Annotated in this window: 14 protein-coding genes; 8 read left to right on the plus strand and 6 right to left on the minus strand. The window is 71.5% G+C overall.

The annotated features are described in order from the left end of the window. Window positions 1-229: 229 nt before the first annotated feature. The 5 genes from gap to ABZ738_RS26365 all read left to right on the plus strand — a co-directional run bounded on the left by gap (window position 230) and on the right by ABZ738_RS26365 (window position 4,068). Window positions 230-1,234 carry a type I glyceraldehyde-3-phosphate dehydrogenase gene (gap, locus tag ABZ738_RS26345; RefSeq protein ID WP_131052177.1) on the plus strand — a complete coding sequence of 335 codons (1,005 nt, stop codon included), beginning with the start codon at window positions 230-232 and terminating at the stop codon, window positions 1,232-1,234. After that, complete coding sequence (locus ABZ738_RS26350; protein WP_217706037.1) at window positions 1,231-2,439, plus strand: phosphoglycerate kinase; 1,209 nt, start codon at window positions 1,231-1,233, stop codon at window positions 2,437-2,439. The genes gap and ABZ738_RS26350 overlap by 4 nt, the downstream gene beginning before the upstream one ends. A 3-nt stretch (window positions 2,440-2,442) precedes the next feature. Further along, a complete protein-coding gene (tpiA, locus tag ABZ738_RS26355; protein WP_176094637.1) occupies window positions 2,443-3,234 on the plus strand; it encodes a triose-phosphate isomerase in 792 nt (263 codons plus the stop codon). A gap of 95 nt (window positions 3,235-3,329) precedes the next feature. Continuing rightward, a complete protein-coding gene (secG, locus tag ABZ738_RS26360; protein ID WP_131052175.1) occupies window positions 3,330-3,590 on the plus strand; it encodes a preprotein translocase subunit SecG in 261 nt (86 codons plus the stop codon). A gap of 136 nt (window positions 3,591-3,726) precedes the next feature. Continuing rightward, the gene (locus ABZ738_RS26365) at window positions 3,727-4,068 is read left to right on the plus strand and encodes an RNA polymerase-binding protein RbpA (RefSeq protein ID WP_357217387.1); all 342 of its coding nucleotides are present in this window, start codon (window positions 3,727-3,729) and stop codon (window positions 4,066-4,068) included. A gap of 103 nt (window positions 4,069-4,171) precedes the next feature. Here the strand turns inward: ABZ738_RS26365 and pgl are convergent, their stop codons facing one another. Genes pgl through tkt form a run of 6 tightly spaced genes read right to left on the minus strand, consistent with a single transcriptional unit; the run spans window position 4,172 to window position 12,582 of the window. Next, window positions 4,172-4,936, minus strand: coding sequence for a 6-phosphogluconolactonase (gene pgl, locus ABZ738_RS26370; protein WP_131052173.1), 765 nt, complete (start codon window positions 4,934-4,936; stop codon window positions 4,172-4,174). Between the two features lie 59 nt (window positions 4,937-4,995). Then, window positions 4,996-6,012 carry a glucose-6-phosphate dehydrogenase assembly protein OpcA gene (locus ABZ738_RS26375; protein WP_131052172.1) on the minus strand — a complete coding sequence of 339 codons (1,017 nt, stop codon included), beginning with the start codon at window positions 6,010-6,012 and terminating at the stop codon, window positions 4,996-4,998. Between the two features lie 31 nt (window positions 6,013-6,043). Then, window positions 6,044-7,558, minus strand: a complete 1,515-nt coding sequence (zwf, locus tag ABZ738_RS26380) for a glucose-6-phosphate dehydrogenase (RefSeq protein WP_131052171.1) — start codon at window positions 7,556-7,558, stop codon at window positions 6,044-6,046. 37 nt (window positions 7,559-7,595) lie between these two features. After that, on the minus strand, window positions 7,596-9,200 hold the full coding sequence (locus ABZ738_RS26385; protein WP_176094636.1) for a glucose-6-phosphate isomerase: 1,605 nt from the start codon (window positions 9,198-9,200) through the stop codon (window positions 7,596-7,598). Window positions 9,201-9,248: 48 nt separating this feature from the next. Next, the gene (gene tal, locus ABZ738_RS26390; RefSeq protein WP_131054973.1) at window positions 9,249-10,430 is read right to left on the minus strand and encodes a transaldolase; all 1,182 of its coding nucleotides are present in this window, start codon (window positions 10,428-10,430) and stop codon (window positions 9,249-9,251) included. 13 nt (window positions 10,431-10,443) lie between these two features. Then, a complete protein-coding gene (tkt, locus tag ABZ738_RS26395; RefSeq protein ID WP_131054972.1) occupies window positions 10,444-12,582 on the minus strand; it encodes a transketolase in 2,139 nt (712 codons plus the stop codon). A gap of 267 nt (window positions 12,583-12,849) precedes the next feature. Between tkt and ABZ738_RS26400 the strand changes: the two genes are divergently transcribed. The 3 genes from ABZ738_RS26400 (at window position 12,850) to ABZ738_RS26410 (ending at window position 15,393) form a co-directional block, all read left to right on the plus strand. After that, window positions 12,850-13,806 (plus strand): heme o synthase, encoded by a 957-nt coding sequence (locus ABZ738_RS26400; protein WP_131054971.1) that lies wholly within the window; start codon window positions 12,850-12,852, stop codon window positions 13,804-13,806. Window positions 13,807-14,107: 301 nt separating this feature from the next. Beyond that, window positions 14,108-14,443 carry a hypothetical protein gene (locus ABZ738_RS26405; RefSeq protein WP_131054970.1) on the plus strand — a complete coding sequence of 112 codons (336 nt, stop codon included), beginning with the start codon at window positions 14,108-14,110 and terminating at the stop codon, window positions 14,441-14,443. Window positions 14,444-14,481: 38 nt separating this feature from the next. Then, entirely contained in the window at window positions 14,482-15,393 is a 912-nt protein-coding gene (locus tag ABZ738_RS26410; protein WP_131054969.1) for a hypothetical protein, read from the plus strand. Window positions 15,394-15,400 lie beyond the last annotated feature (7 nt).

Genomic DNA, 15,400 nt, shown 5'->3' on the forward strand with positions numbered 1-15,400 from the left:
ACCCGGCGCGGCACGGCTCGCCGCGCTCGGATATGGTCGCTGCGTACGGCAAGGGGGCCGGCACCGGCGCTCCCCGCCGAACCCACCGCCTCGGGGCGGTCAGGTCCCTCGGACCGCGGCGGGGTGGCCGAGATGAACCGTCAACGGCCGGCTCCAACGGTCGGCGCACATCACTTCGCCGGCCGAGGGTCTCCACGCCGGCGAACCAGAACGCGAGGAGATGGGACCTGTGACCATCCGGGTTGGCATCAACGGCTTCGGCCGGATCGGCCGTAACTTCTTCCGGGCAGTGCTGGCGTCCGGCGCTGACGTCGAGGTCGTGGCCGTCAACGACCTGACCGACAACGCGACGCTCGCTCACCTGCTCAAGTACGACAGCATTCTGGGTCGCCTCCCGCACGAGGTCAAGGCCACCGCTGACGAGATCACCGTCGGCGGCAAGACCATCAAGGCGTACGCCGAGCGTGACCCGGCCGCGCTGCCGTGGGGCGACCTGAACGTCGACGTCGTCATCGAGTCGACCGGCTTCTTCACCGACGCCACCAAGGCGAAGGCGCACGTCGACGGTGGGGCCAAGAAGGTCATCATCTCGGCGCCGGCCAAGAACGAAGACGTCACCGTGGTGATGGGTGTCAACCAGGACCAGTACGACCCGGCCAAGCACACCATCATCTCGAACGCCTCCTGCACCACGAACTGCCTCGCGCCGATGGCGAAGGTGCTGCACGACACGTTCGGCATCGAGCAGGGTCTGATGACCACGATCCACGCGTACACCCAGGACCAGAACCTGCAGGACGCGCCCCACTCCGACCTGCGTCGGGCCCGGGCCGCCGCGCTGAACATCGTGCCGACCTCGACCGGTGCCGCGAAGGCGATCGGCCTGGTGCTGCCGGAGCTCAAGGGCAAGCTGGACGGGTACGCGCTGCGGGTGCCGATCCCCACCGGCTCGGCCACCGACCTCACCGTGACCGTCGGTCGGGAGACCACGGTGGACGAGGTCAACGCCGCGCTGAAGGCCGCTGCCGAGGGTCCGCTCAAGGGCATCCTGGTCTACAACGAGGACCCGATCGTGTCGGCCGACATCGTCACCGACCCGGCGTCCTGCATCTTCGACGCGCCGCTGACCAAGGTGATCGGCAACCAGGTCAAGGTCGTCGGCTGGTACGACAACGAGTGGGGCTACTCGAACCGTCTGGTCGACCTGGTCAAGCTGGTCGGCAAGTCGCTGTGAGTGCGACCATCCGCAACCTCGACGACCTGCTCGCCGAGGGGGTGTCGGGTCGGCGCGTGCTGGTGCGCGCCGACCTGAACGTCCCGCTCGACAAGCAGACCGGTGAGATCACCGACGACGGTCGGATCCGGGCGGTGCTGCCGACGCTGGGCGCGCTGGTCTCCGCCGGCGCGAAGGTGGTCGTCTGCTCGCACCTGGGTCGGCCGAAGGGCGCACCGGACCCGCAGTTCAGCCTCACCCCGGTCGCCGGCCGGCTCGGTGAGCTGCTCGGCGCGCCGGTGCACTTCGCCGCCGACACGGTCGGCGAGTCGGCCCAGGCCACCGTGGCGGCGCTCGCCGACGGCGAGGTCGCGCTGCTGGAGAACCTGCGCTTCAACAAGGGTGAGACCAGCAAGGACGACGCCGAGCGCGGTGCCTTCGCCGACCAGCTCGCCGCGTTGGGCGACGCGTACGTCGACGACGCCTTCGGTGCGGTGCACCGCAAGCACGCCAGCGTGTATGACGTACCGGCGCGGCTGCCGCACGTCGCGGGTCGCCTGGTGCTACGCGAGGTGGAGGTGCTCTCCACGCTCACCGGGTCGCCGGAGCGGCCGTACGTGGTGGTGCTGGGCGGTTCCAAGGTCTCCGACAAGCTCGCCGTGATCGAGGCGCTGCTGCCGACCGTGGACCGGCTGCTCATCGGTGGCGGCATGTGCTTCACGTTCCTCAAGGCGCAGGGTCACGAGGTGGGCACCTCGCTGCTCGAGAAGGACATGGTCGACACCTGCCGCAACCTGCTGGAGCGCGGCGAGGGCAAGATCATGCTCCCGGTCGACGTGGTGGCCGCGGACGCCTTCGCCCCGGACGCCGCGCACGACGTGGTGCCGGCCGACGGCATCCCCAGCCACCGGGTCGGGCTCGACATCGGTCCGGAGACCGTGGCCGGCTTCGCCGCGGCGCTGCGTACCGGTGCCCGGACGATCTTCTGGAACGGCCCGATGGGCGTGTTCGAGATGGCCGCGTTCGCGGGCGGCACCCGGGGGGTCGCCGAGGCGATCGCCGAGTCCGAGGCGTTCAGCGTGGTCGGTGGCGGTGACTCGGCGGCGGCGGTGCGGTCGCTCGGCCTGGACGAGAAGTCCTTCGGCCACATCTCCACCGGCGGCGGCGCCTCCCTGGAGTACCTGGAGGGCAAGACCCTCCCCGGCATCGCGGCCCTGGAGAACTGACTGATGGCAAGTGCTCCCCGCCGGCCGCTGATGGCCGGCAACTGGAAGATGAACCTCAACCACCTTGAGGCGAACCTGCTGGTGCAGAAGCTGGCGGCCAGCCTCAATGAGAAGCAGTTGACCGACGTGGAGACGGTGGTCCTGCCGCCCTTCACCGATTTGCGCACGGTGCAGACCGTGGTGGAGGGCGACAAGCTGCTCATCGGCTACGGCGCGCAGGATCTCTCGGCGCACGCCTCCGGCGCGTACACCGGTGAGATCGCCGGGTCGATGCTGGCGAAGCTGGGCTGCACCTACGTGGCGATCGGGCACTCCGAGCGGCGTGCCTACCACGACGAGGACGACGCGCTGGTCAACGCCAAGGTGCAGGCCGCGCTGGCCAACGGGCTCACGCCGATCCTCTGCGTGGGGGAGGGGCTGGACGTCCGCGAGCAGGGCGGGCACGTGGCGCACTGCGCCGACCAGCTCGACGCGGCCCTGAAGGGGCTCACCGCCGAGCAGGTCACCAAGGTCGTCGTCGCGTACGAGCCGGTCTGGGCGATCGGCACCGGCAAGACGGCGACCCCCGAGGATGCCCAGGAGGTGTGCGGCGCGGTGCGGTCCCGGCTCGCCGAGACCTTCGACCAGGCCACCGCGGACCAGGTCAGGGTCCTCTACGGCGGCTCGGTGAAGTCGTCGAACGTGGCCGCGATCATGGCGCAGCCGGACGTGGACGGTGCCCTGGTGGGTGGCGCCAGCCTGGACGCCGAGGAGTTCGCGAAGATCTGCCGGTTCCCGGAGCACATCACCGGCTGATCGCTCGCTATCCTTGACTCCGCCCGTCCGCCGGTCGGTGCCGCCGTGCCCGACCTGTCCGGGCGAGGATCGTAACGAGAGGACTGACCCCCGCCATGCCGATCTGGTTCGCCTACACGTTGATCGTGTTGCTGGTCATCACGAGCGTTCTGCTCGTCCTGCTGATTCTGCTGCACCGGGGCAAGGGCGGTGGGATGTCCAGCATGTTCGGCGGTGGGGTCAGTTCCAGCCTGGCCGGGTCGTCGGTGGCGGAGAAGAACCTCGATCGCTACACCGTCCTGGTGGGCATCGTCTGGTTCGCCTGCATCGTCGGGCTCGGGCTCTGGCTCCGGCTCGAAGTCGGCACGGGGGTCTGAGCCGCCTCTCCAGTCGTACAATCTGCGCGCGGTCCGTCACTCGACGGGCCGCGCGCAGTCCGTTACACCCGCTGCACCGCGTCGCCCGCCGTCCACCCCTCGACGGCGGTCCCCTCCGACGACAGGAGCGAGCGCCGTGTCGAACGGCCATGTCATCCGGGGCGCCCGGGTCGGGTCCGCGCCCCCACGCCATTCCGAACGCCATCAGCCGGTCCCGTGCCGGTCGGTGAGCTACTGGTGCCGTAACGGGCACCGCACCGACATCCGTCTCGTGGCCGAGGTGCAGGCGCCGCCGACCTGGGACTGCCCGCGCTGCGGGTTGCCGGCGGGGACGGACGCCCACGACCCGCCCGGCCGGGTACGCGCCGAGCCCTACAAGAGCCACCTGGCGTACGTGAAGGAGCGGCGTACCGAGGCGGAGGGGGAGGCGATCCTCGCCGAGGCCCTCGCGGCCCTGCGCCGCCGACGGGGCCGCTGAACCGCATCCTCGCTGCGCGCCGTCCGGCCGTCTCGCCGCCGGACGTGAGGAAGGGTCCCCTGCTATGCACGAGGCGTTAGCAGGGGACCCTTCCTTGCACGCGTCAGCGCAGGCTGCGGAAGCGGGCGGGGAGATCGGCGGCGGCGGCGCGGTCCAGCAGCCAGAGGGTGCGGCTGGTGCCCTGGACACCGGCCGCCGGCACCTGCACCGGCCCGGCACCGGCCAGCGCCATGCCGACCGCCTGGGCCTTGTCGGAGCCACCGGCCACCAGCCACACCTCTTCGGCGGTGTTGATGGTCGGCAGGGTCAGGGTGGTCCGCACCGGCGGCGGCTTGGGGCTGCCCCGCACCGCGCTGACCGGACGGCTCTCGTAGTGCACCGGGTGCTCGGGGAAGACCGAGGCGACGTGCCCGTCCTCGCCCACGCCGAGCATCAGCACGTCGAAGTGGGGCAGGGCGGCGGTGCCGGGCCGGGCGGCCCGGGCCAGCTCGGCCGCGTAGCGGGCGGCGGCCTCCTCCGGGTCGGCGCCCGCGTCCGACGACGGCATCGGGTGGATCCGGTCCGGGTCGAGAGGCAGCGCGTCGAGGAGGGCCGCGCGGGCCTGCGTCTCGTTGCGGTCCGGGTCGCCGGCCGGCAGGAACCGTTCGTCGCCCCACCAGAAGTCCACCCGGGACCAGTCCACCGCGTCCTTGGCCGGCAGGGCGCCGACCGCCCGGTAGACCGCCGCCGCGATCCGCCCGCCGGTGAGCACCACCGCCGCCTGGCCCCGTTCGGCCTGCGCGTCGAGCAGCTTCACCACCAACCGTGCCGCGACGGCCTGCGCCAGCAGATCCGCGTCGGCGTGTACGGCGACACTCGCCTCAGTCATGCTGTCCTTCCGCGACCGCACGGCGGTCGGTGTCGTGGTGGGGTATCCGGTCCGGACGGTCAGGAATCGGTGCTGGTGGAGCTGTGCGCGGTGACGCCCGCCTCGGCCCGCCGTGCGGTGCTCGGGTCCTTCCAGACGTGCACGCGTTGGCCGGAGCGCCGGTCCAGGTTGGTCAGCCCGGCGAAGGCGCCGAGCGCCTCGGCGTACACCTGGTCGGAGCCGAGCCGGCGCAACTCCTCGGCCAGTTCGTCGCCGAGCGGCCGACGCACCAGCGGCAGCACCCGGTCCTCCTGGCCGGTCCGCCGGAAGACGGCCATGCTGTCGTCCCGGGTCAGCGTCAGCTCGTCGCCGTTGGCGCAGCGCAGCTGCACCTCGCGCATCCGGGGGAACTCCTTGGTCCGCTCCCAGCGCGGCTTGATGCCGAGTCGGCTGCGGAGCCAGCCCCGCATCAGCGCGGCCGTCGGGTCGGTCGGCGGTGCGACCACCGCCGCCTCGGTGAGCTGCGCCTCGGTGGTGTCGAAGGCGCCGGCGACCAGGGTGCGCCACGGGGTGATCCGGGTCCAGGCGAGGTCGGTGTCGCCGGGGGCGTAGTCGCGCGCCCGCAGCCGCAGCGCCTCGATCGGGTCGGCGGCCTGGGCGGAGTCGGTGATCCGCCGGTCGGCGACCACACCGAGGAAGTCGGTGGCGATCTCGTCCGGCGGCTCGCCGTGCCACCAGGTGACCACCGGTACGTCCGGCACCAGCAGCGGCATCACGACGGACTCGGCGTGCAGCGCGAGGCGGCCGTACATCCGCATCACCACGGCCTCGCACGGGCCCAACCGGCCACCGACGACGATCTCCGCGTCGAGGCGGTTGCGGTCCCGGTCGACGTCGGAGCGGACCACCACGAGCAGCCGGCACGGGTGCGCGGCGGCGGCGATGGTGGCCGCCGCCTCGGCCTCGCGGACCCGCTTCTCGTCCACCACCACGATCAGGGTCAGGGCCATGCCGCTGGCCACGCCACCGGCACTGCGTCGTTCGGCGGCGAGCGCCTTCACCACCTCGTTGCCGGTGGTGTCCCACAATCCGATCAACGGAGCCTCCAGGTTCGCTCGCGGTGCCCGGTCACGCCCGCCGCCAGGCGCGGCCTTCGCGGGCCAGCATCTCGTCGGAGGCCCGGGGACCCCACTCACCGGACCGGTACGGCTCGGGCTTGCTGCCCTCCCAGGCGGCCACCAGCGGGTCCACCACGGCCCAGCTCTGTTCCACCTCGGCGGCGTCCGGGAAGAGCGTGCGGTCGCCGATCAGCACGTCCAGGACCAGACGCTCGTACGCCTCCGGGCTGGACTCGGTGAACGCCTCGCCGTACTGGAAGTCCATCGCGATGTCGCGGACCTCCATGGTGGTCCCCGGCACCTTGGAGCCGAACTTGAGCACCACGCCCTCGTCCGGTTGGACCCGGATGACGAGCTGGTTGTTGCCGAGCATCTCCATGTCGGCCGCGGTGAACGGCAGGTGCGGGGCCCGCTTGAACATCACCGCGACCTCGGTGACCCGTCGGGGCAGCCGCTTGCCGGCCCGGATGTAGAACGGCACCTCGGCCCAGCGGCGGTTCTGGATGCCCAGCCGCACCGCGACGTACGTCTCGGTGGTCGACGTCTGCGGGACGCCGTCCTCCTCCAGGTATCCCTTGGCCCGCTGGCCGCCGACCCAGCCGGGCAGGTACTGCCCGCGTACGGTGCCGTCGGCGACGTCGTGCGGCAGGGTGATCGCCTTGAGCACCTTGAGCTTCTCGGCCCGGATCTCGTCGGCGTCGAAGCTGGTCGGCTCCTCCATCGCGACCAGGGCGAGCAGTTGCAGCAGGTGGTTCTGCAGCACGTCGCGGGCGGTGCCGACGGAGTCGTAGAAGCCTGCCCGGGAGCCGATGCCGACGTCCTCGGCCATGGTGATCTGCACCGAGTCGACGTACTGCGAGTTCCACAGTGGCTCGAAGAGGCTGTTCGCGAACCGCAGCGCGAGGATGTTCTGGACCGTCTCCTTGCCCAGGTAGTGGTCGATGCGGAAGACGTCCTTGCGGGTGAACACGTCGTCGACCAGGTCGTTGAGCGCCTTGGCCGAGGGCAGGTCGTGCCCGAACGGCTTCTCCACCACGACCCGCCGCCAGCCGCCGCACTTCTCGTTGTCGGCCATGCCGGTGCGGGCGAGTTGCTTGAGCACCACCGGGAAGGCCGCCGGGGGGATGGAGAAGTAGAACGCCGCGTTGCCGTGGATGCCGTGGCTGTCGCGCAGCCCCTCCAGGCAGGAGGCGAGGTTGTCGAACGCGGTGTCGTCGTCGAACGAGCCGCCGACGAACTTGATGTTGTGCTCCAGCCGGGACCAGACCTCCTCCCGCCACGGGGTGCGGGAGTGTGCCTTGGCCGCCTCGCGGGCCAGCGAGGCGAAGTCGCCGTCGCGCCAGTCCCGCCGGGCGAAGCCGACGACCACGAAACCGGGCGGCAGCAGCCCCCGGTTGGCGAGGTCGTAGACCGCGGGCAGCAGCTTCTTCTGGGCCAGGTCACCGGTGACTCCGAAGATCACCAGAGCGCAGGGCTCCGGGATCCGCGGCAGCCGCCGGTCCTGCGGGTCGCGCAGCGGGTTCACGCCGCCTCCTCGCTCCGCTCGTCCACGTCGTCCATCGTCATGCCCGCAGCGACCCGACCGCGTCGATCAACCGGGTCAGGCCCGCCGACCGCTCGGTCAGGTGCAGGTGCAGTAGCGGGCGTCCACGACCGGCCAGGGCGCGCCGGTCGCCGGCGGCCTGCGCCGCCTGTCGTTCCCCGAAGGTGTACGGCTTGCCGGGTACCGGCAGATCAACTGTGACCGTACCGGTTATCTGAAGAAAGCTACCCGCCTGCGGGCCGCCCTTGTGGTATTGCCCGGTGGACTGCAGGTAACGGGGTCCCCAACCGAAGGTCACCGGTCGTCGGGTCAGTGCGGCCAGCAGCGGGCGCAGCCGTGCGGCGGCGGCCTCGGCGTGCGGGTCGAGGAAGGCGGTGACCGCCAGGTAGCCGTGGTCGCCGAGACCGGCGAGCAGGTGGCGCAGGGCGTCGGACAGGTCGTCCGGGGTGCCGGTCGGGGCGTACACCTGGATCGCGTCGGTGGTGGACGACGGCGTCGGCGTCGGGTCGGCCAGGGCCGCCTCGGTGTGCCGGGCGGACTCGGCGGCGTCGGGCCGGTCGGCCGGGTCGACACCGAGCACGGTGGCGGCGACGGCAGCGGCGTACTCCCAGGCCAGGAAGTGCGCGCCGAGGGGGCCGTTGACCGCCACGTCGGAGGTCGGCACCGCCGGAGCGGCGAGCGCGCCGCCGTAGCTGACGGTGAGTACGCCCGGCCCGGTCAGGCCGGGTTCGTCCGGGGACCCGACCGCCACCGGCAGGATGCCCTGGCCGTCCTTGCCGGTGGCACCGGCGAGCAGGTGCTCCACCCAGTCGCCCAGTCCCTCGACGCCGGTGCCGTCGGCGACCAGCGCGACCGTGTCCCGCCCCGTCGTCGCGGCGGCGGCCAGCGCGGCACCGAGCGTCAGGGCGGGGTTGTCCTGTGGGCGCGACAGCGAGGCCGCGAACGTGTCGGCCTGGTCGAGCAGGTCGGCCACCGGGACGCCGGCCAGCGCGCAGGGCACCAACCCGTACGCGCTCAGCGCCGAGGAGCCTCCGCTCACCGGCGGGTCGGCGGGCACGGTGATCGCCTCCCACTCGGCGGCGGCTGCCGCCAGCGGTGAACCCGGCTCGGTGACCACCACGACGTGTCGACCCGCCTCGGCCTCGCTCAGCCCCGCGTCGAGGAACGCCTGCCGGTAGGCGCGTCGGAGATCGTCCACCTCCGGCGTCGCCTCGGCGGCGCCGGTCAGGACCACGACGGTGCGGGCGAGCCGGTCGTCCAGGGCGGCCCGGATCCGGCCGGGGTCGGTGGTGTCGAGCACGGTCAGCGGGTGACCGGTGGTGCGGGCGACGGCCTGCGCCGCGAGCGCGGTGCCGTCCATGCCGAGCAGCACCACGTGGTCGAGGTCGGCCAGTTCCGCCGCCAGTTCGGCGAGGCGGGGGAGTAGATCGGCCCCGCCGTCGCCCCGGCCGGCCGCCGCCCGGGGATCCCACAGGGGTGGGTCCTGGGCGGCCAGCCGGCCCGGGACGTCGGCGTCGACCAGAGCCTGCCGGGTCGAGGCCGGGGTGCTGCCGTCCACGGCCCGTGCGCCGTGCACGGTGAGACCTCCCGCCGACTCGGCGGGTGCGGCCAGCAGGTCACCCACGCCGCCACCCGGACGGGGCGGCGGCGCGGGGGACTTCTGGTCGCAGGGTCACGCATTGCCTCCGGCGCGCACGGCGGCGTCGGCGTTGTCGCTGGCGGCGTCGCTCGGGTGGCCGCTGCCCCGCCCGGCGGCGTCGAGCGACTTGCGGACACCGTCGAGCAGTTCGTTCCAGCTCGTCTCGAACTTCTCGACGCCCTCGCGCTCCAGCGTGTCGATCACGTCGGCCAGGTCCACACCGACCTCACCGAGGTCGGCGAAGACCTGCCGGGCGTCGTCGTACGCGCCGGTGACCGTGTCCGGCCGGGTCTCCCCGTGCTCGGCGTACGCGTGGACGACCGACTCCGGCATGGTGTTGACCGTGCCCGGCGCGATCAGTTCCTCGACGTAGATGACGTCCCGGTAGTCCGGGTTCTTCGTCGAGGTGGAAGCCCACAGCGGACGCTGCGGGTGCGCCCCGGCGGCGGCCAGCGCCTGCCACCGGTCACCGGAGAAGACCTCGGCGTACCGCTCGTAGGCCAGTCGGGCGTTGGCCACGGCCGCCTTGCCGCGCAGGGCCTTGGCCTGCTCCGAGCCGATCTTCTCCAGCCGCTTGTCCACCTCGCTGTCGACCCGGGAGACGAAGAACGAGGCCACCGACGTGATCGTGGACAGGTCGTGCCCGTTCGCCTTCGCCTGCTCCAGACCGGCGAGGAACGCCTCCATCACCTGCGAGTAGCGGTCCAACCCGAAGATCAGCGTCACGTTCACGCTGATCCCCTCGGCGAGCGCGGCGGTGATCGCCGGCAGGCCGGCCTCGGTCGCCGGGATCTTGATGAAGAGGTTGGGCCGGTCGACCAGCCACCACAGCGCCTTGGCCTCGGCGACCGTCTTCGCGCTCTCGTGGGCCAGGCGCGGGTCCACCTCGATGGAGACCCGGCCGTCGACGCCACCGCTGGCGTCGTACGACGGGCGCATCACGTCGCAGGCCCACCGCACGTCGTACGTGGTGAGCATGCGGACGGCCTCTTCCACCTCGACGCCCCGGGTGGCCAGGTCACGAAGCTGCCAGTCGTACTCGTCGGCGTCGCTCAACGCCTTCGCGAAGATCGTCGGGTTGGTGGTCACCCCGACGACGTGCTTCTCCCGGCGGAGCTGGTCGAGCCCGCCGGAGCTCAGTCGTACCCGGGAAAGGTCGTCGAGCCACACCGCCACCTGCGCGGCGGAGAGCTCACCCAGCCTGTCGGTCGTCATTCACGCGCCTCCCTCAGTTGCCGGTCGTGAAACCGGTGATGTCACCGACCCGGGTCAGCGCCGCGTGCGCGGCGGCGACGATCCGGTCGGGGGTGAAGCCGAACTGTTCGAAGAGCACGGAGTGCGGGGCGCTCGCGCCGTAGTGCTCCAGGCTGACGCTCTCGCCGCAGTCACCGACGATGGCCCGCCAGGACATCGCGATGCCCGCCTCCACGCTCACCCGGGCCTTTACCCCGCGCGGCAGCACCGACTCCCGGTACGCCTCGTCCTGCGCGAAGAACCACTCCTGGCAGGGCATCGAGACGACCCGGGTGGGGGTGCCGTCGGCCTCCAGCCGCTCCCGCGCGGTCAGGCAGAGCTGCACCTCGGAACCGGTACCGACGATGATCACCTGAGGCTTGCCGTTGGACGCCTCGGCCAGCACGTAGCCGCCCTTGGCGGTCCCCTCGGCCCCGGCGACCTGCGTCCGGTCCAGCGTGGGCAGCGCCTGCCGGCTCAGTGCCAGCGCGGTGGGCCGGTCGGTGTGCTCCAGGGCCTGCCGCCAGGCCCACGCCGTCTCGTTGGCGTCGGCCGGCCGGACCACGTCCAGGCCGGGGATGGCCCGCAGCGCGGTCAGGTGCTCCACCGGCTGGTGGGTCGGTCCGTCCTCGCCGAGACCGATCGAGTCGTGCGTCCAGACGTAGACCACCGGCAGCTTCATCAGCGCGGCCAGCCGCACGGCGGGACGCATGTAGTCGCTGAAGACCAGGAACGTGCCGCCGTACGGGCGGGTGCCGCCGTGCAGGGCGATGCCGTTGAGGATGGCGCCCATGGCGTGCTCGCGGATGCCGAAGTGCAGCGTCCGGCCGTACTCGTGACCGGGGAACTCCTTGGTCGCGAACTGGCTGGGCACGAAGGAGGGCTCGCCCTTCATCGTGGTGTTGTTGCTCTCCGCCAGGTCGGCGGAGCCGCCCCAGAGCTCGGGCAGCACCGGCGCGAGCGCGGCGAGGACCTTGCCGGAGGCGGCCCGGGTGGCGATGCCCTTGGCGTCGGCGGGAAACTCCGGCAGCGCCTCGGTCCAGCCGTCGGGCAGGATCCGCCCGGCCAGCCGGTCGTAGAGGGCGCGGCGCTCGGGGTTGGCCTCGGACCAGGTGCCGAAGGCGGTGGTCCATTCCTGCTGGGCGGCGTCGCCGCGGGCGAGCGTCTTACGGGTGTGGGCGAGCAGTTCCTCGGTGACCTCGAACGATCCGGCCGGGTCGAAGCCGAGGATCTCCTTGGTGGCGGCCACCTCGTCGGCGCCCAACGCCGAGCCGTGGATCTTGCCGGTGTTCTGCTTGTTCGGCGCGGGCCAACCGATGATGGTGCGCAGCCGCACGAACGACGGGCGGCCGGTCTCGGCCTTGGCAGCCAGCAGCGCCTGGTACAGCTCCTCGACGTTCTCGTGGTAGTCGCCCTGGTCGGCGTCGCCGGTGCGCCAGTCGACCGTCTGCACGTGCCAGCCGTACGCCTCGTAGCGGGCCGCGACGTCCTCGCTCAGCGCGATCCGGGTGTCGTCCTCGATCGAGATCTCGTTGTCGTCGTAGATCACGCAGAGGTTGCCCAGCTGCTGGTGCCCCGCGAGCGCGCTGGCCTCGTGGGTGATGCCCTCCTCGATGTCACCGTCGGAGGCGATGCACCAGATGTGGTGGTCGAAGGCGGACTCGCCCGCCTCGGCCTCCGGGTCGAACAGGCCGCGCTCCCGGCGCGCCGCCATCGCCATGCCGACGGCGTTGCCCAGGCCCTGCCCGAGCGGGCCGGTGGTGGTCTCCACACCCGGGGTGTGCCCGTGCTCGGGGTGACCCGGAGTGAGCGAGCCCCACTGCCGCAGCGACTTGAGGTCCTCCAGGCTCAGCGGGTAGCCGGCGAGGAAGAGCTGGATGTAGAGCGTCAGGCTGGAGTGACCGGCGGAGAGCACGAAGCGGTCCCGGCCGGGCCAGTTCGGGTCGGCGGGATTGTGTCGCATCACCCGGTTGAACAGCAGGTACGCCGCGGGGGCGAGACTCATCGCGGTGCCCGGGTGGCCGTTGCCGGATTTCTCCACGGCGTCCATGGCCAGGACGCGGACGGTGTCCACGGCACGGCGGTCGAGGTCGGACCAGTCAAGTGCGGGGTGCGCAGGTCGGTTGGCAGCCACGGTGGTTTGTGCTCCTCGGCGAGATGGGCGGAACCCTCACAGGTGACCCTATCGAGCGCGGCTAAACGTGCGCCCGAGGATCTCAGCATGCTGGTCTGTACGTTTCCGTTCCGCCCGGCGGTTCAGTCGCGGGTGTGACGGCCCGCACCGTTACCGGGTCGCCCGGGCAGCCAAAACGACAACGCGTAGTGTGTGGGTCGGTGTGTGGACCCGAGACGGGTCCCCGCCGTCGTGACCTCCCCTGCCGAAGCCGGAAGGTGGCAATCCGTGAGCATGATCACCGAGCGCCCCGTCAGCAACCCTGCCGGGCAGACGCCGGTGCGCGTCACGGAGGAGGTGCCGGTCCGTTCGCGTGACCTGCGGACGGTGGTGGCGGCGTACGTGACGCTGACCAAGCCGCGGATCGTGGAGCTGCTGCTGGTCACCACGGTGCCGGCGATGATGCTCGCGCACGGCGGCATGCCGTCGCTGTGGCTGGTCGCGGTGGTGCTGGTCGGCGGGTCGCTCGCCGCGGGTGCGGCCAGCGTCCTGAACTGCTACATCGACCGGGACATCGACCAGGTGATGCGGCGCACCAAGCGTCGCCCGCTGCCGGCGCACACGGTGACGCCGCGTAACGCGCTGGTCTTCGGTCTGGTGCTGGCGGTGGTCTCGGTCGCGCTGATGGCGGCCTTCACCAACCTGCTCGCCGCCGGGCTGACGCTGGCGGCCATCGTCTACTACGACGTGGTCTACACGCTCTGGCTCAAGCGGACCACCACGGCGAACACCTTCTGGGGCGGCGCGTGCGGGGCGGCTCCGGTGCTGATCGGTTGGGCGGCGGTCACCGGGTCGCTGTCGCCGATCGCCTGGGCGTTGTTCGCGGTGGTCTTCTTCTGGCAGATGCCGCACTTCTATCCGCTGGCCATGAAGTACAAGGACGACTACGCCCGGGCGGGTATCCCGATGCTGCCGGTGGTGGCGTCGGTGCGGCGGGTCAACACCGAGATCGTGTTGTTCGCCTGGCTCACGGTGCTCACCTCGCTGGCCGTCTGGGCGCTGGGCCTGAGCCCGATCTACGGCGTGCCGACGCTGGTGGTGGGCGCGATCTTCCTGGTCGAGTCGCACAAGCTGGCCGGTCGGGCCAGCCGGGGCGAGCCGGTCAAGCCGATGCGGCTGTTCCACTGGTCCACCACGTACCTGACGATCGTCTTCGCCGCCGCCGCGCTCGACGCCCTGATCTGATGCAAGGAAGGGTCCCTTCCTAACGCCTCGCGTATAGGAAGGGTCCCTTCCTAACAATCGGGCAAGGGCGAGCGAATGCGATTTGTCTGCTTTGTCGGACTATTGACAGCGACTTCGGTATCAATCTCGTCCGCCCGCGAGCGAGGGCATTGATGGCGATCTGCGGCGTCGATTAGGGCGTTTTGGCCGGATAAATTAGGTCAAAACTCCTAGGTGCTGTCGTAAACCAGCAGGTAATCGGTATCACAAAAGCCCGCCGGTTCTCGCACTTTCGCTTGCCTCTCTGCTTAGGCTTCGCGTTATGGCAGATGGTTCCGATACGACGCTGACGGCTGATCAGACCGCCTCCGGCACGGCCCCGAGCGGGCTGGTCGCGGGTATCAAGTCGTTCGCCGCCGGACACGGCGGGGCGAAGGCGGTCATCGAGTACGTCGGCAAGCGTGGGGCGCGGATCGTCCTGGTGGGTTCGGACGGTGCGTGGGGCGACCAGTTCGCGGAGGACACCGGCGTCGCCCGGGATGCCTGCGCGGCGGCCGGCGTCGACGTGGAGAATGCCTGGGAGCGGGAGCTGATGGACCAGATGCGGCCCAGCAACGACCTCTGGCGTTCGATGGCCCGCCGCACCATGGCCCGCTAGATCAATCCGCACCAGAGACAGATAGAGATAGAGACAGATTGACTAACCACCACCAGTCGACCCGGGGGAAACCCCGGGTCGCTCTCGTCACCTGCACCGAACTGGCGGATCTGGAGCCGGACGACCGCCTCGTGGTCGGCCCGCTCGCCGCCCGTGGGGTCACCGCCGAGCCGGTCGTCTGGGACGACCCGGCCGTCGACTGGTCCGACTACGACCTGGCGATGCTCCGCTCGCCCTGGGACTACATGTCCCGCCGCGACGAGTTCGTCGCCTGGGCGACCCGGGTGCCCCGGCTGGCCAACCCGGCCGACGTGGTGCGCTGGAACACCGACAAGCGCTACCTCGACGAGCTCTCCGCCGCCGGTGTGCCGACGGTGCCCACCGCCTGGGTGCTCCCCGGCGAGCAGTGGCGACCGCCCGCCGACACGGGGGAGTACGTGATCAAGCCCTCGGTCAGCGCGGGCAGCCAGGACACCGGCCGCTACGACCTGGCCGACCCGGAACACCGGGACCTCGCCGTGGCCCACGTGCGCCGACTGGGCGCGGCCGGCCGGGTCGCCATGATCCAGCCGTACCTGCGCGCGGTGGACTCGGCCGGCGAGACCGCGCTGCTCTACTTCGCCGGTCCGGACGGGCCGGCGTTCAGCCACGCCATCCGCAAGGGCCCGATGCTCGCCGGGCCCGACCTCGGGGTGGGCGGCCTGTACCGGGCCGAGGAGATCAGCCCGCGTACCGCCGGCCCCGACGAACTCGCGGTGGCGCAGCGGACCCTCGCGGCCGTGCCCGGTGGCCCGGAGCGCCTGCTCTACGCCCGGGTGGACCTGATTCCGGGCCCGGACGGCGCACCGGTGCTGGTGGAGTTGGAGTTGACCGAGCCGTCGCTGTTCCTCGGGCACGCCGAGGGTGCCGCCGAGCGGCTCGCGGAGGCGATCATCGCCCGGATGGGCTGATCGTCGG

It is taken from the genome of Micromonospora sp. NPDC047793 (assembly GCF_040642635.1).
Taxonomy (GTDB): Bacteria; Actinomycetota; Actinomycetes; order Mycobacteriales; family Micromonosporaceae; genus Micromonospora.